This window comes from Micromonospora pallida (genome assembly GCF_900090325.1).
In the GTDB taxonomy this organism is placed as follows: Bacteria; Actinomycetota; Actinomycetes; order Mycobacteriales; family Micromonosporaceae; genus Micromonospora; species Micromonospora pallida.
Window position 1 is genome coordinate 2,975,030 of sequence record NZ_FMHW01000002.1, and the last position, 14,515, is coordinate 2,989,544.

The window sequence follows — 14,515 nt, forward strand, 5'->3', positions numbered from 1 at the left end:
CTGCTCACCGCCGTTCGTCGACCACCTCGCGGGGGCCGGGTTCGGCCTTGCGGGTGGCCCGCAGACTGGTCAGGGTGACCACCACCAGCACACCGATGATCACACCGAGCGAGGCGAGGGTCGGGATCTCCGGCACCCCCGACCAGATGCCGTGCGCCCAGTGCAGACCGAGCTTGACACCGATGAAGGCGAGGATGACCGCCAGGCCGTAGCTGAGGTGGACCAGCCGGCTGAGCGCGGCGTGCAGCACGAAGTACAGCGCCCGGAGCCCGAGCAGGGCGAAGGCGTTGGTGGCGAAGACCAGGTACGGGTCCTCGGTGATGCCGTACACCGCCGGCACCGAATCGACGGCGAACACCACGTCGGTGGCGAGGACGGCGACCACGACCAGGGCCATCGGGGTGAGCGCCCGCCGGCCGTGCTGACGGACGGTCATCCTGGGTCCGTGGTACTCGTCGGTGACCGGCATGAACTTACGCAGCAGCCGCACCGACCGCATGGTGGCGATGTCGACCTCCTGCTCGTGGCCGGAGAGCGCGTCACGCAACAGCTTGGCCGCGGTGGCGATCAGGATGATCGCGAAGAGCAGGAAGGCGAAGTCGAGGGTCTGCAACGCCGCCGCGCCGAGGGCGATGAACACGCCCCGGAGCACCAGCGCCCCCGCGATGCCGTAGAGCAGCACCCGCTGGGCCAGCGCCGACGGGACGGCGAAGGCGGCCAGCAGGAGCATGAAGACGAAGAGGTTGTCGACCGACAGTGACTTCTCGACCAGGTAACCGGTGAGGTACTCGACACCCTGTTTGGAGCCGTACTGGGCCCACACCCAGCCGCCGAAGGCCAGCGGCAGGGCGACGTAGAACGCCGACCAGCCCAGGGCCTCCCGCATCGTCACCTCGTGCGGCCGGCGGGTGACCACGAAGTCGAGCACCAGCAGGACGAGCACACCGACGATGGTGACCGCCCAGAGGGTGGGCGTGCCGACCGAGGACAAACCGGCAGAAAGGTACATGACATCGCTCATGGAGCCTCCTCGAACACCATTCCATGTTCGAGGTCTCCTTCACCCACCGTCGGTGGGCAACCACCCGGGGTCGCTCCGGGCGACCGTACTGACCGGAATGATTCGTGGGAAGTACTCCCCTCGTGAGGGCAAGGTTAGGTCAGCCCGGCGGGGGCCGCCACACCGGGGACGACTGGCGTGTCGCCGCCCGCACGGCGTCGGTGACCAGCTTCACGCCCAGGTCGGCCAGGCAGGCCGGGCCGGTCGGGTCGAGCGGGCAGTGCGCCTCCCACCAGCAGGGCTGTTCGGTGATCGCGGTGGCCCGGCGGTGCGGGCACCCCGGCAGCCCCTGGAGGTCGACGCCCCCGCCCACTCCGTACCGGCGCGCGTCGGTGGGGCCGAAGAGACCGACCGTCGCCGCGCCCGCCGCAGCGGCGAGTCGGAGGGGCCCGGTGTCCGGCCCGACGACCACCCCGCCCCGGCGGGCCACGGCGGCGAACTGCGCGGCAAGGGTGGGCAGGTCGCCCCGGGGCAGCGGCACGCCGGGCGGGTCGTCGCCCGCGCCGACGGCCAGCACGGGGTGGCCGTCGGCGGCGAGCCGGCCGGCGAGCGTCCGCCAGGAGGCGTCGGGCCATCGCTTCACCGCCATGCCGGCGTCGGTGACCAGCACGACCGGTGGGGCCGCCGGTCGGTCGGCGGCGGCGACCAGTCGGCCGACGCTGGTCTCTCCGGCGGCGCGCGCCGCCGCGGGCAGGTGGACCCGGGGCCGCGCGTCCAGGTCCGCCCGGGTCAGCAGTCCCTCGGCGTGCAGCAGGCGCAGGTAGCGGGCTCCGACCGGCTCGTCCGGCGGCGGCCCCCGCCACAGGTCGGTGACGCAGCGGGCAGCGGCGGCGAGCAGCAGGTCGGGGATGCCGTCGTACCGGGTGGTGGTGACCGCCAGGTCCGGCCGCCGCGCGGCGAGCGCCTCGACGACCGCCGCCCGCTCCGCGCCGGGCCGGCCGTGCCTCGGGGTACGGACCTCGGTCACCGCCGGGTCGACACGGGCCAGTTCGGCGCCGGGCTCGTGGGTGAGCACGCGCAGGCGGGAGTACGGGTTACGCCGGGCCAGCCCGTGGATCGCCGGCAGCAGCATCAGCAGGTCACCGATCCCGCCGAGCAGGTCGACGACCAGGATCTCGGCGTACCGGTCAGCCATCGGGCCGTCCGAGCAACCGCTGGTAGAGGTCGCGGTGCGCGGTGGCGACCCGGGGCCAGGCGTGGCCGGCGGCGAGCGTCCGGCCTCGCTCGGCGAGCCGGCGGCGCAGCACCGGGTCGGCCAGCACCCGGCCGACGGTGGCGGCCAGCGCGTCGCTGTCCCGGCGTCGCGGAACCACCGCCACCGCCCCGCTACGGTGCAGCTCGTCGCCGCCGTCCTCAGGCGCGGTGACCACGGTCGGTCGGCCGTGGCCCAGCGCGGCGAGCAACGCCCCGCTCTTCACCGTCACGCCCGCCGTGAAGGGCAGCACCACCACGTCGGCGGCGTGCAGGGCCGCCGAGGCGCGGTCCGGGGGCAGGTACCCGGTGAAGGTGACCGCGTCGGCGACGCCGTACCGGTGGGTCAGCGCGGTCAGCTCGTCCCGGAACACGCGGGCCTCCGCCTCCGGCATGGCCTGCGAGGTGAACCCGCCGGCCACCAGCAGCCGCAGGTCGGGGTGGGTGCGACGGAGCGCGGGCAGGGCCCCGATCAGGTGACGAATCCCCTTGACGGGGTGGACGAAGCCGAAGAAGACCAGTAGCGGCGTGCCCGGGGACAGGCCAAGTTCCGCCCGCAGCCGCCGGCCGGCGTCGGCCGCGCCGGGTGAGTCGGTCACGTTCGGGGCCAGCGGGACGTGCGCCGTGGGCACCCCGCAGCGGCCTCGGACGGCCGCCTCGTGTCCGTCGTTGGTGACCACCACCGTCGCGCTGGCCGGCACCAGTCGACCGGTCTCCCGGTCCCAGAGCCCGGCGCGTTCCAGCACCGACCACAGGGGACCGGGCAGCCAGCCGGGCACCGCCCACGAGCCGTACTCGTGCACGGTGGTGACCAGGGGGACGCCCCGGGGCAGCCGGAACGGCAGCAGGCCGGGCAGACCGGAGAACCGGTACGCCGAGGGGGCGAACTGGACGTGCACCAGGTCGACGTCGAGGCGACGGACCCGCTCGGCGGCCCGGACAGTGGCGGTGAACCAGCGCAGCGGCGACCCTCCCCCGGTGGGGCGGACCGGCACGGGGACGACCGTCACCCCGGCCTCGTCCAGCGCGCGGACCAGGTGCGCGACGTAGTCGCTGACCCCGTCGTGGTCCACCGGAGCCGGGCCGAGCGGCATGGCCACCCGGATCCGGTCGCTGCCGGCCACCGCGCCTCCCTCCCCGTCCGGTCCGTGGCGTTTCCGAGGCGGCGGTGACTTCCCCGGCCGGCGGCGGGGAAACCCGGTGCGGGCCCGTTCCGGGCCCCCACGGCCCGCTCCCGGTGCCCTATGGTGGCCCGGTGACCGACGAGACTGCGCCCACCGGTCCGCTCACCGGGCTGCGCGTGGTGGAGCTGGCCGGCATCGGGCCCGGGCCGTTCGCCGCGATGATGCTCGCCGACCTCGGTGCGGACGTGGTCCGGGTGGACCGGACGGCCGAGGTCGACCCCGCCGCGTTCGGCACCCCGCACCCCGACCTGCTGAACCGGGGCCGCCGCTCGGTGGCGGTGGACCTGAAGTCCCCCGGCGGGCGCGAGGTGGTGCTGGCGCTGGTACGGGACGCGGACGCGCTGATCGAGGGGTTCCGGCCGGGGGTGACCGAGCGCCTCGGCGTCGGGCCGGCCGACTGTCTCGCGGTGAATCCCCGGCTGGTGTACGGGCGGATGACCGGGTGGGGCCAGGACGGCCCGAACGCGCCGTACGCCGGGCACGACATCGGCTACCTGGCGCTGACCGGCGCGCTGCACGGGATCGGGCGGGCCGGGGAGCGCCCGGTGCCGCCTCTGAACCTCCTCGGCGACTTCGGCGGCGGCGGCATGATGCTGGCGTTGGGCCTGGTCTCCGCGCTGTATGCCGTCCAGTCCGGCGCCAAGGGCCAGGTGGTGGACGCGGCGATCGTGGACGGTGTGGCGGTGCTGAGCACCATGATCCACGGCCTGCGCCGGATGGGGATGTGGCAGGACCCGCGCGGGGTGAACCTGCTCGACGGCGGGGCGCCCTTCTACGACACGTACGAGTGCGCCGACGGGCGGTACGTCGCGGTGGGCGCGCTCGAACCGCGCTTCTACGACGAGCTGGTCCGACGCACCGGGTTCCCGCTGCCGCCCGACGAGCCGCTGGACCGTACCGACCCGACGAACTGGCCGGCGTTGCGGCAGGCCTGGGCCCGGTTGTTCCGCACCCGGACCCGGGACGAGTGGGCCGCGTTGGTGGGTGACTCCGACGCGTGCCTGGCCCCGGTGCTCGACTGGCGGGAGGCCGCGGCGCACCCGCACATGGCCGCCCGGAAGGTCTTCATCCCGCACGACGGGGCGGAGCAGCCGGCCCCCGCGCCGCGCTTCTCCGGCACCCCGACCGCGCTGCGCCGCCCGCCGCCCCACCCCGGGGAGCACACCGACGAGGTCCTCGCCGAGCTGGGCTACTCCCCCGACCGGATCGACGCGCTGCGGACCGCCGCCGCCATCGCCTGACGCGGCCGGGCCAGCTCCGTTCCGCCAATCGGCGCCCGGTCTGGCACCGGGCGGAAGGTCGGCGGACGACGGCCCGTTCGGGCGCCGGGGCGGTCGGTCGGGCCGACCTGGTCAGGCGCGGCGGATGGCCGTGCCAGGAGCCAGCGTCGACTCGACGAGTTCCCGGTACTCCCGGGGAAGCTGGGCCGCCACGTCGTCGAACTCGCCGCCGGTGATCGCCTCCCGCAGGGTGCTGAAGACGGCCCGGATGCCCGACCGGGCGGACGATGGGTCCGCGTCGGCGCGCTGACCGACCCGGGCCACGAACTCCGCCGCGCCGAACCGGTCGGCGTGCTCGGTGCTCGGGGTCTTCTTCAGCAGCAGTTGCAACGGCTTGGGCAACTGGGCCGCGAGATCGAGGGCCTCGCCCCCGGTGAGTCGGTCGGCCAGCGTCTCCAACGTGGCACGGGTCAGCTCCACCGCCCGGGTGGACGGCACCCCAGCCCGCTGGGCGACCTGGTCGACGAAGGTGTCGTAGTTCATGCCGGCGCTCCCCTCGGCTGTGACGAACCGGAGGCGTACCCGGTGGACGACCCGGAAAACGACGGCCGCCGGGGCCGCTTTTCCCTGGGTACGGCGGGCGTGACCGCCGGGTGGACGGGTAACCGCGGCCGGTCGTGACCGACGAGAGGCGGCGGAGGAGTCCTGCCATGGCGAGTTACACCGACGTGCTGCGGTACCTGTCGAGCCTGGACTACCCGGCGGGCAAGGACGACGTGGTACGCCAGGCCGAACGGGAGGGGGCACCCCCCGAGGTGCTGCAGGCGCTGCGCGCGCTCCCGCCGGTCGACTACGCCAACGGCAACGAGGTCGCCCGCTCGGCCGGTATCGACGCCGCGCCGGAACTCTCTCCCGCCCAGCGGGCGGCCCAGGCCCGCGAACCGCACACCCGCGTCTCGCAGCACCTGCGCCGGATCTGACCGGCGGGCGGGACGGCACCGGGGGACGGGCACACCGGTGTGGCGGTTGACGGCCCGGCATCCGGACCGGTCGACGCCGGCCTCGGTGCAGCTCACCGTGATGGGCCTGATCGGGCTCTGCACCGGGGCCCTGTTCGGGCTGCTCGTCTCGCCCCGCCTCGCCCCGCTCGTCGGCTGGGACGTCGCCGCGCTGACCTACCTGGTCCTGGCCTGGCGCGCGCTCTGGCCGATGGACGCGGAACGGACCGCCCGGCTGGCCATCCAGGAGGACCCGAACCGGGCGGTCCGGGACGTCCTGCTGCTGGTCGCCTGCGTGGCGAGCCTGGTGGCGGTCGGGGTCATCATGAGCGGTGCCCGCGGTGAGCCGGCCGGGCCGTCCCGGGACTTCTACAGCGCGCTCGGCATGGTGAGCGTGCTGCTGTCCTGGCTGGTCGTGCACACCGTCTACACCACCCGGTACGCCCGGATCTACTACACCGGTCCGGACGGCGGCATCGACTTCCACCAGGACCAGCCACCCTGCTACGCAGACTTCGCGTACATGGCGTTCACCGTCGGGGCCACCTTCCAGGTCTCCGACACCGACCTGTGCAGTCACGAGATGCGCAGGACCGTGCTGCGGCACATGCTGGTGTCGTACCTGTTCGGGGCGATCATCATCGCCGCGACGGTGAACCTGGTGGCCGGCCTCGCCCACTGACCGCCGGCTGGTCCTGACCCGTCGACTGGCCCGGTCCTGCCCCGTCGACTGGCACACCTGGGCCGCGGAAGGAGACGGGCGGACAGGTGAGGGCCCGGGTCACGAACCGCGACCCGGGCACCACACGACATGCACCACCCGGTCTGCGTACCCCCGGGTACGACCGCCAGGCGGCCGGCACTCGCTGGAACCAAACGGCCAGCTCTGCCGCCATCAGCGTACGATGCCATGTCCCCTGAACAGCCGATTATCGGGTAACTGTGGGACGTAGATCACCTGGCCAGTTCGGCGTACCGCTTCTCCAGGTCCACCCGGGCGAGCGCCCCGACCAGCCAGGCCAGCCGCTCGGACTCGCCGCTGCCGGCGAGACCGGCCAACTCACCGGCGGACCGCCCAAGGCCGAGGCGGCGGGCGGCGGCGAGCGCCCGGCGGTCGGCGACCGGTGCCACCTCCCGCCACAGCACCTGTGCCTCGCGCAGGAAGAGGTCGACGACCTGGGCGTCCACGCCGGGCAGCTCGGCCAGCAGTGCCCGCTCGCGGGCCGGGTCGCGGTGGGCCAGGGCCCGCAGTCGTCGCAGGTCGCCGCGGTAGTGCTCGACGACGGTGAGGGCCAGATCGCCGAGCAGGTCGGCGATCGCCTCCGGGTTCGCGCGGAACCCGCTGTCACGCAGCAGCCGGGTGCGTTGCTCGTGCCGGGACCGGGACATCCGGCCGGGGCTGTCCCAGCCGGCCTCCTGGAACGCGCGGGTGGCGGTCAGCGCGCGCCGGAAGTCACCCGGCCGGGCGAGCAGCACGGCGAGCACCAGCACCTGGAACAGGCTCCCCGGGTTGTTGGTGACGCGGAATCCGTACTCCTCGGCGAAGCCCCGGCCCCCGCCCGCCAACCGGCGGACCAGCCGTTTCTTCTCTTCGATGGTCGAGGTCGCAGTCGTCGCCATGCCCGCGACTACCCGTGCCGGGCCAGGCCACTCCTGCCCCGCCGGCCGCTCAGCCGAGGAGTTGTCCGTGCCGGTCGCGGGCCTTGAGCCGGACGGTGGGCATGGCCGGTGCCGGCAACGGCGGGTCGGAATCGTCGACCACGACGCCGAAGCGCCGCCCGGCCGTCCAGTCGTCGGACGCCGCCACGATCTCCTCGTGCGTACGCCCGACGAAGTTCCACCACATCACCAGCGGCTCCTCGAACGGCGCTCCGCCGAGCAGCAACAACCGGCAGTCGGGCCCGCCCTCGACGGTCAGGGTCCGACGCCCCGGCGGCAGGTAGAGCAACGCGCCGGGGGTCAGCCGTACGCCGTCCACCTCGGCGGCGCCGGACATGGCCAGCAGGCCGTGCTCGAAGTCGTGGCGCAGCGGCACCCGGGCCGGCGCGGACCCACCGGGCTCCAGTTGCGCGCCGAGCAGCGGCGTGTGCACCACCGCCGGGGACCGGGCACCGGCCAGTTCCCCGACGAGCAGGGTCACGTCGAGGCCGCCGTCGCGCCACCGGGGCAGGTCCGCGTGGTGGCTGAAGTCGGCCGGGCCCGACCGGGCCGCGTCGGGCAGCGCGACCCAGAGCTGTACGCCGTGCATCGTCCTCGGCCGCTGCGGTGGGGACTTCTCGGAGTGCGCGATGCCGTGCCCGGAGGTCATCACGTTGAGCTGGCCGGGACGGATCAGCTGAACGTTGCCGAGGCTGTCCCGGTGCAGGATCTCCCCCTCCACCAGCCAGGTGACCGTCTGCAGCCCGCTGTGCGGGTGCGGCGGCACCTGCATGCCCAGCCGTTCCCCGACGTCGTCCGGCCCGAAGTGGTCGACGAAGCACCACGCGCCGACCATCCGCCGGGTGCGCTGCGGCAGCAGCCGGCGGACGGTGGTGTACCGGCCGAGTGGCACGTCGTGCCCGGGCAGCAGCACACTCTCCGGGTCGGCGGGTACGGCACCCGGGGGCCGGGTCTGTGCCGGCATGACCTGCTCCATCCCACCGACCCTACGTCAGCGGCCAGGCCCCGGACACGCGCGTGGGCCGGCACCCCGGGGTTCGGGGTGCCGGCCCATCAGCGTTGTTGCCGTGTGTCAGCTGTTCCAGTGCTGGGCGACCAGGTCAGCGGCCTGGGTTTCCCACTGGGCGTAGTGGTCCGGGTACGCCGACACCTGCACCGTCTGCGCGGCCTGGGTGAGCGGCATGTCCTGCCAGCCGTCCACACCCTTCAGGCCCTTCAGGAACGCGGTGGTGGCGTACTCGGGGTCGGTGATCTGCTCCACCGTGCCCCACCCGGACGACGGGCGCTGCTGGAACAGGCCCTGCGAGTCGTGGTCGTTGCGGTCACCCAGATGACCCAGGTTCTCCAGCTTCGACTCCTGCAGGCTCGTGGCGATGGCCACCACGGCGGCCCGCTCGTTCATGCCGGTCTTCTTCGTGGCCTTGATGATCGCCTTCGCGTTGGCGGTCTGCTCGGCGTTGAGCGGGATCCGCGACTGGGCGCCCTGCACACCGTGCGGGATCAGCTTGCTGGTGTCCGGCTTGTCGGCCTGCACCACGGCCACCGGGGTGGCGGTGGCGGCGTGGGCGGCAGTGCTGTCGAGGACGGTGCCGACCGGACCGCCGATGACACCACCGGCGAACGCCAGACCAGCAACACCGAGAACAGTCTTACGCAGCAGCTTCGTAGCCATGAGGGGTACTCCATTCGGGGGTCGGCACACCGCCAGGGGGGCAGGGGGTGTGCGAGCACCGTCCGGCGCCCAAAAGAAAGGGGGGAAGGGAAGTTCGAGGGGGGTGCGGCGGGGAGCGAGGCTCACCACGCCGGGTCCAGATGTAACGACCGCCAGCCCGCCGGCATTCCACCCCACCACCACCCGAGGGGGTGGGGGGTGCCGGGGCTGCTACCTCGGTCGTCCGGAGGGTGTAACGACCCCCGACCAGCCGACATTCCAGCCCGCGACCCGGGGACCCCGTCCGGGCCCCACCCCACCGGGTCCCGAACCAGACACCGGGTGCCTAACAGGCCAGTCAGGGACGTCGAGCCTGATCGGCTCCATATCGCCGAAAAGGCGGCACCCACCGCTTCGGACAGCCCTACTTCGCTGAAAAGGCGGCCTCGGGCGTCCGTGCGCCGAAACGGAATCGATCACGGCGCTCCGGGGCCCGTGACCGGAGCCCCGTCGGGCGGGGCGGAGCTCGTACGTCAGCCAACGGGAGGTGGACGCTGGGGACGTCCGGGCGGATTCGTGACGGCGCGCGCCGGTACGGTGGGCGGGTGTTTTCCAGCGTCCCGGCATCGTCCCCGAGCGGGGCGGTCGCCCGTACCGTGTCGGTCCTGTCGTCCGGAGGCCGGGTGACCGTGGGTGAACGGCCGTCATGATCCTCGAGGGGATCCGGCGCTACCCCGTGAAGTCGATGCTTGGCGAGCGACTGACCCACGCGGAGGTCACCCCGGCCGGACTCGAGGGTGACCGGCGTCTGGCCCTGCTGGACCTGACGACCGGTCGAGTGGTCAGCGCCAAGGATCCCCGGCGGTGGCGGGCCATGCTGACCCTCCGCGCCACGGGTGCCGTCCCCGGGCCGGTCCGGATCAGTGGGCCCGACGGCCGGGACCTCGGGGACGACGTGGACGCTGTCCTCAGTGGGATCCTCGGCGCGCCGGTCTCCCTGATCGCGACCGTGCCGCCCGGCGCGGCCCTGGACCGGGCCCGACCGGACGAGGTCCTGGCGGCCGGTGTGACGGCTCCGGTGACCGTCGACGAGACCCCGCTCGGCGGCGGGACGACCTTCGTGGACTTCGCCCCGCTCCACCTGGTCACCACCGCCACCCTGGACCGGATCGCCGAGGCGGCTGGCCCGGGACGGCCGGTCGACGCCACCCGGTACCGGCCGAACCTGGTGCTCCGGACCGCCGGCCTCCCGGGCTTCGTCGAGAACGACTGGGTCGGCCGGGAACTGCGGATCGGGCGGGAGGTGGTGCTCCGGGTGGTGGCGCCCACCCCACGCTGCGCGGTGCCGACCCTGGCCCACGGCGACCTCCCCGCCGAACCGGACGCGCTACGCGTACCGGCGCGACTGAACCGGGTCGCCCCGGTGCCGCAGCTCGGCCCGCTCCCCTGCGTCGGCGCGTACGCCCAGGTCGTCCGACCCGGCCCGGTCGGTGTGGGCGATCCTGTCCGGCTGGACTGAGGGCCGCCGGTCCGCACCGGGCGCTCAGTCGTCCTCGTCCTCCTCGCCTCCGGCGTCCACCCGGTTGACGGAGAACTGCTCCAGCATGGTCAGCAACCGGACCGCCGTGGCCCCGTCGATCTGCCGCCGCTGGGCCGCCTCGCCGAGGCGTTCCCCCAGTTCCCGGAAACCCTTGGCCTGGTCCTTCGGCTTGTCCGACTCGAGCTTTTCGATCGTGTCGCGCAGCCGGTCGGCGGCCCGCTCCTCGATGTCGCCCCGTTCCTCCGCCTCGTCGATGATCGCCCTGAGCTGGCCGGCCAGTTCCCGCACCGTGGTCGGTTGGGGCTGGGCGGTGGTCGGGGCGGGGCGCGGGGGCGCGGTGGACTCGACGGGGGTGGGCGCTGGCTCGGCCGACGAGCCGGCGCCGGCCTGGTTTGCGGTGGACCGGCCGGACGGGTCGTCGTCGCTGCGGGCGAGCACCCCCACCAGGCCCACGATCAGCGCCACGCCGGCCGCGACCAGGACACCGATCAGCCGGTTGGACTGGCGCGGCGGTACTCCGCCCGGCGGTCGGGCGGCCACCCGGGTCGGATCGACACCCGGACGAGGAGACCAGCCGGGCGTGGACGGTGGTCCGACGAGGGTCCGGTCGACGCGCGGCGGCACAGGCGCGACGAGGGTGGGCTGCGGTGCGGTGGACGGGGGTGGGACGGTCGGGAAGATCGCGGTGGGCGGGTGCGCGGGCCGGCCCGCACCGAGTCGGGAGGCGACGTCGACCGCGGCCGGCCGACGGGTCGGGTCGGCTGCCAGGCAGGCCATCACCAGGCGGTCGACGTCGACGGGCAGCTCGGGAATACCCAGCGGCGGGACCGGGGTTCCCCGGCCGTGTACCGCCAGGGCGTCCTCCCAGCTCTGTACGGGCAGCGGCGCGCGTCCGGTGAGCGTCCGGTAGAGCAGCACGCCGAGCGCGTAGATGTCGCTGGCCGGATCGGGCGACCCGGCGGCGAACCGTTCGGGGGCGATGTACGCGGGGGTGCCCAGCAACGGTTCGCCCCCGCCCCGCCGGGCGAGCGGATGGCCTGGCCCGGCGAGCGCGGCGATGCCGAAGTCGAGGACCTTCGCGCCGGTGTCGGTGAGCATCACGTTGCCGGGCTTGATGTCGTGGTGCACCACCCCGATCCGGTGGGCGGCGGCGAGGGCGGCCGCGACCTGTCCACCGAGGCGAACGGCGTCCGGCCAGGCGAGCGGCCCCCGGTTCAGCCGGTCGGCGAGGTTCTCCCCCTCGACGAGTTCCATCACCAGGTACGGCACCACGACACCGCCGGGCAGGGTCGCCTCGCCGTAGTCGTACACCTGGGTGACGTGGGGGTGGGTCAGCCTGGCCGCCGCGCGGGCCTCGCGCTGGATGGTGGCGCGCAACTCCAGGTCGGCGGCGAGCTGACCGGCGAGGGCCTTGACGGCGACCGGACGGTGCAGTACGTCGTCATCGGCGCGCCACACCTCGGACATCCCGCCGAGGCCGATGCGCTCGCGCAGGACGAACCGGTCGTGCAGCCGGAGGCCGGGCGTGAAGGGCGGCGACATGATGCTCCAGTCTGCCTTCTCCTGAGCGCCAGCACCAACCTCCGCCCACCCGGCGGGGCCGCCAGCCACGACCAGGGGTCATTGTCCGCGGACTCGGCGACAACCACACGACCTGGCAGTCGGCGTCGCAGTCGGGCGACGCGCGCCGGTCAGGCGTGGCGCAGGTCGTCGAGGATGCGGCGGAGGATGTCTGGGGTGCGTTCCGGCGGTTCGGCCTCCACGCAGAGTCGCTCCATCGCGGCGGCGTAGTGGTCGACGTCGTCCCGCTTGTCGAGGTAGAGCGCGCTGGTGAGCTGTTCGATGTAGACGATGTCGGGCAGATCCTGGTCACCGAAGCGCAGGATGGTGAAGGCCCCGCCGGCGGCCGCGTGCCCGCCGGCGTCGAACGGGACGATCTGGAGCCGGATGTTGGGCGTCTTGGTCGCCTCGATCAGCGCGGTGACCTGGCCGCGCATCACCTCCGCCCCGCCGATCGGCCGACGGAGGGCGGCCTCGTCCACCACTGCCCAGAGCAGCGGCGCGTCCGGGTGGTACAGCAGCCGTTGGCGCTCCATGCGCAGGCCGACCCGGCGGTCGATCTCCGCCGCGCCGGCCGCGCCGTGCCCGAGCATGACCACCGCGCGGGCGTAGTCGCGGGTCTGTAGCAGGCCGGGCACGAACTGGACCTCGTAGCTGCGGATCAGGGCCGCCGCGGCCTCCAGACCGAGGTACGACTGGAACCAGCCGGGCAGGACGTCGCCGAAGCGGTGCCACCAGCCGGGGTTGTTGGCGTCGCGGGCCAGTTTCAGCAGCGCGTCGCGCTCTCCCCGCTCGCTGACGCCGTAGAGAGTGAGCAGGTCGGCGACGTCACGTTCCTTGAAACCGACCCGACCCAGCTCCATCCGGCTGATCTTGGACTCGGAGGCGCGGATCTCCCAGGCGGCGTTCTCCCGGGTGACCCCACTACCTTCGCGCAACCGGCGCAGCTGCGCGCCGAGCAACATGCGCAGCACGGTCGGCCCACTCGTCGGACCGCCCTCGGCTGGACCCGTCGTCACGTGGTGACCTCCACATGCCCGCTCTCCCCGAGCCGGACGCCCCGACCGGCTGACGTGTAAGCATGCCATGAACCCAGAGTCAGGCGTAGCCGACCGGACACGCGAGAGCCCTGGTGACGGGATCGACTCACGTGATCAGATGGTCGAAGTCCCCGTCCCGGGCACCCAGCACGAAGGCCGCGATCTCGTCGACCGTGTAGATCAACGCCGGGCCTTCCGGATGACGCGAGTTGCGCATCGCGATCCCGCCACCGCCCGGCAACTCGGCCAACTCGACACAGTTGCCGCTGGGGTTGCTCCGACGGCTCTTCTGCCACTTCAGCGGAGGCAGGTCACTGCTGGGAACGCCGTTCTGTGGTTGCTGCATGGGCGTCTCTCGTTCGGTTGGCCGTCCGCCACCGCGTGCGGCGGGGCGACGACGAAGGGTGCACAAAATATCGACTGATCGGCAGATGCACGTGCATCTGCTATTGCATCTGCACTGGACAGCGAGCATGATAACGCACATGAGCGGTACCGGGCCGTTCACTATCAGTTACCCATACCCGGGTGCGACCAGGGCAAAGAGGTCCGGCACAGGGGATGTGCCGGCCGTCCCACGGCGCCCCGTGACGCGATGACGGGGGGACGTCGGTGCCAGATCCGTTCACCATCGTGTCCGGCATCTGCGCCGCCGGAGCTGTCGCCGCCGGTTTGCAACTCCGGCAGCGAGCGATCCGCGCCGAGGCGCGGCTCGATACGCTCCAGGCGGAACTCACCGCCGAACGGCACGCCGCCAGCCACGACCCACTGACCGGCCTGCCCAACCGCCGGGCCTTCTACCGCCTCGCCGCCACCCTGCTCACCGACGCCGCCGGGCAGCCACTCATCGCCGTCGTCCTCGACCTCGACGACTTCAAGCTGGTCAACGACCGGTACGGCCACGCCGCCGGGGACCAGGTGCTGGTCAGCGTCGCGCAGCGCTTCGCGGCGTTCGCCGGGGAGAACCTGGTGGCCCGGCTCGGCGGTGACGAGTTCGCCGGGCTGCTGGCCAGCCACACCGAGGACCGCCGGTGGATGGACCACACCGCCCGCCGGCTCGGCGACGCGCTCGCCGCGCCGATCCAGCACGGCACGGTCAGCCTGCGGATCACCGCCTCGGTCGGCCTGGCGCCGGTACGCTGCCCGGCCCAGCTCGCCGACGCGCTCTGCCGCGCCGACGCCGCGATGTACCGGGCGAAGAGCCTCGGGGCAGCGCGTCCGCCCCGCCAACTGGTCGACACCCACCACGTCGACACCCACCACATAGACCCGATGACCGTCCATCACTGACCGTCGACCGCGCCCGGCCGGCCTGGACACCGCCCCGGCCGGATCGGGCATCGGAGTCGACGCCGAGACGACGCCCGGCGGCACGGCCGCCCAGCGGGCCGCACCCCACGGCCGTGACCCGG

Annotated in this window: 15 protein-coding genes; 5 read left to right on the forward strand and 10 right to left on the reverse strand. The window is 73.5% G+C overall.

All coding sequences use genetic code 11. The features are described from left to right. Nucleotides 1–4: 4 nt before the first annotated feature. From GA0074692_RS11950 to GA0074692_RS11960, 3 genes are all read right to left on the reverse strand, one after another. Nucleotides 5–1,021 (reverse strand): TerC/Alx family metal homeostasis membrane protein, encoded by a 1,017-nt coding sequence (locus tag GA0074692_RS11950; protein ID WP_091643387.1) that lies wholly within the window; start codon nt 1,019–1,021, stop codon nt 5–7. A gap of 139 nt (nt 1,022–1,160) precedes the next feature. Beyond that, nucleotides 1,161–2,195 carry a glycosyltransferase family 9 protein gene (locus GA0074692_RS11955; protein WP_091643390.1) on the reverse strand — a complete coding sequence of 345 codons (1,035 nt, stop codon included), beginning with the start codon at nt 2,193–2,195 and terminating at the stop codon, nt 1,161–1,163. Next, nucleotides 2,188–3,375, reverse strand: coding sequence for a glycosyltransferase (locus GA0074692_RS11960; RefSeq protein ID WP_091643393.1), 1,188 nt, complete (start codon nt 3,373–3,375; stop codon nt 2,188–2,190). The genes GA0074692_RS11955 and GA0074692_RS11960 overlap by 8 nt, the downstream gene beginning before the upstream one ends. 131 nt (nt 3,376–3,506) lie before the next feature. Here GA0074692_RS11960 and GA0074692_RS11965 point away from each other — a divergent pair, with 131 nt between their 5' ends. Then, nucleotides 3,507–4,676, forward strand: coding sequence for a CaiB/BaiF CoA transferase family protein (locus tag GA0074692_RS11965; RefSeq protein ID WP_091643398.1), 1,170 nt, complete (start codon nt 3,507–3,509; stop codon nt 4,674–4,676). A 111-nt stretch (nt 4,677–4,787) separates the two neighbouring features. Here GA0074692_RS11965 and GA0074692_RS11970 read toward each other — a convergent pair whose 3' ends face one another. Then, entirely contained in the window at nt 4,788–5,198 is a 411-nt protein-coding gene (locus GA0074692_RS11970; RefSeq protein ID WP_091643403.1) for a DUF2267 domain-containing protein, read from the reverse strand. A gap of 167 nt (nt 5,199–5,365) precedes the next feature. Here GA0074692_RS11970 and GA0074692_RS11975 point away from each other — a divergent pair, with 167 nt between their 5' ends. Both GA0074692_RS11975 and GA0074692_RS11980 read left to right on the forward strand, forming a co-directional pair. Then, nucleotides 5,366–5,635, forward strand: coding sequence for a DUF2795 domain-containing protein (locus GA0074692_RS11975; protein WP_091643406.1), 270 nt, complete (start codon nt 5,366–5,368; stop codon nt 5,633–5,635). Nucleotides 5,636–5,672: 37 nt separating this feature from the next. Then, entirely contained in the window at nt 5,673–6,335 is a 663-nt protein-coding gene (locus tag GA0074692_RS11980) for a DUF1345 domain-containing protein (RefSeq protein ID WP_218106634.1), read from the forward strand. A 272-nt stretch (nt 6,336–6,607) separates the two neighbouring features. On the opposite strand, the gene GA0074692_RS11985 is transcribed toward GA0074692_RS11980, so the two are convergent. From GA0074692_RS11985 to GA0074692_RS11995, 3 genes are all read right to left on the reverse strand, one after another. Next, nucleotides 6,608–7,273, reverse strand: a complete 666-nt coding sequence (locus GA0074692_RS11985; protein ID WP_091643409.1) for a hypothetical protein — start codon at nt 7,271–7,273, stop codon at nt 6,608–6,610. 49 nt (nt 7,274–7,322) lie between these two features. Next, nucleotides 7,323–8,276, reverse strand: a complete 954-nt coding sequence (locus GA0074692_RS11990) for a pirin family protein (protein WP_425413328.1) — start codon at nt 8,274–8,276, stop codon at nt 7,323–7,325. A 108-nt stretch (nt 8,277–8,384) separates the two neighbouring features. Next, entirely contained in the window at nt 8,385–8,984 is a 600-nt protein-coding gene (locus GA0074692_RS11995) for a hypothetical protein (protein WP_091643417.1), read from the reverse strand. Nucleotides 8,985–9,669: 685 nt separating this feature from the next. On the opposite strand from GA0074692_RS11995, the gene GA0074692_RS12000 reads away from it, so the two are divergent. Next, on the forward strand, nt 9,670–10,482 hold the full coding sequence (locus GA0074692_RS12000; RefSeq protein WP_091643420.1) for an MOSC domain-containing protein: 813 nt from the start codon (nt 9,670–9,672) through the stop codon (nt 10,480–10,482). A gap of 24 nt (nt 10,483–10,506) precedes the next feature. On the opposite strand, the gene GA0074692_RS12005 is transcribed toward GA0074692_RS12000, so the two are convergent. The 3 genes from GA0074692_RS12005 to GA0074692_RS12015 all read right to left on the reverse strand — a co-directional run bounded on the left by GA0074692_RS12005 (nt 10,507) and on the right by GA0074692_RS12015 (nt 13,449). Next, nucleotides 10,507–12,045 carry a serine/threonine-protein kinase gene (locus GA0074692_RS12005; RefSeq protein WP_091643423.1) on the reverse strand — a complete coding sequence of 513 codons (1,539 nt, stop codon included), beginning with the start codon at nt 12,043–12,045 and terminating at the stop codon, nt 10,507–10,509. Between the two features lie 149 nt (nt 12,046–12,194). Then, entirely contained in the window at nt 12,195–13,082 is an 888-nt protein-coding gene (locus GA0074692_RS12010; protein ID WP_091643426.1) for a helix-turn-helix domain-containing protein, read from the reverse strand. Nucleotides 13,083–13,209: 127 nt separating this feature from the next. After that, entirely contained in the window at nt 13,210–13,449 is a 240-nt protein-coding gene (locus tag GA0074692_RS12015; RefSeq protein ID WP_091643429.1) for a DUF397 domain-containing protein, read from the reverse strand. Nucleotides 13,450–13,715: 266 nt separating this feature from the next. On the opposite strand from GA0074692_RS12015, the gene GA0074692_RS12020 reads away from it, so the two are divergent. Continuing rightward, nucleotides 13,716–14,393 (forward strand): GGDEF domain-containing protein, encoded by a 678-nt coding sequence (locus tag GA0074692_RS12020; RefSeq protein ID WP_091643432.1) that lies wholly within the window; start codon nt 13,716–13,718, stop codon nt 14,391–14,393. Nucleotides 14,394–14,515: the final 122 nt, after the last annotated feature.

Coding starts and splice junctions, on each gene's coding strand:
- GA0074692_RS11950 (WP_091643387.1), bottom strand. CDS start 1,021: ATGAGCGATGTCATGTACCTTTCTGCCGGTTTGTCCTCGGTCGGCACG.
- GA0074692_RS11955 (WP_091643390.1), bottom strand. CDS start 2,195: ATGGCTGACCGGTACGCCGAGATCCTGGTCGTCGACCTGCTCGGCGGG.
- GA0074692_RS11970 (WP_091643403.1), bottom strand. CDS start 5,198: ATGAACTACGACACCTTCGTCGACCAGGTCGCCCAGCGGGCTGGGGTG.
- GA0074692_RS11975 (WP_091643406.1), top strand. CDS start 5,366: ATGGCGAGTTACACCGACGTGCTGCGGTACCTGTCGAGCCTGGACTAC.
- GA0074692_RS11985 (WP_091643409.1), bottom strand. CDS start 7,273: ATGGCGACGACTGCGACCTCGACCATCGAAGAGAAGAAACGGCTGGTC.
- GA0074692_RS11990 (WP_425413328.1), bottom strand. CDS start 8,276: ATGCCGGCACAGACCCGGCCCCCGGGTGCCGTACCCGCCGACCCGGAG.
- GA0074692_RS11995 (WP_091643417.1), bottom strand. CDS start 8,984: ATGGCTACGAAGCTGCTGCGTAAGACTGTTCTCGGTGTTGCTGGTCTG.
- GA0074692_RS12000 (WP_091643420.1), top strand. CDS start 9,670: ATGATCCTCGAGGGGATCCGGCGCTACCCCGTGAAGTCGATGCTTGGC.
- GA0074692_RS12005 (WP_091643423.1), bottom strand. CDS start 12,045: ATGTCGCCGCCCTTCACGCCCGGCCTCCGGCTGCACGACCGGTTCGTC.
- GA0074692_RS12015 (WP_091643429.1), bottom strand. CDS start 13,449: ATGCAGCAACCACAGAACGGCGTTCCCAGCAGTGACCTGCCTCCGCTG.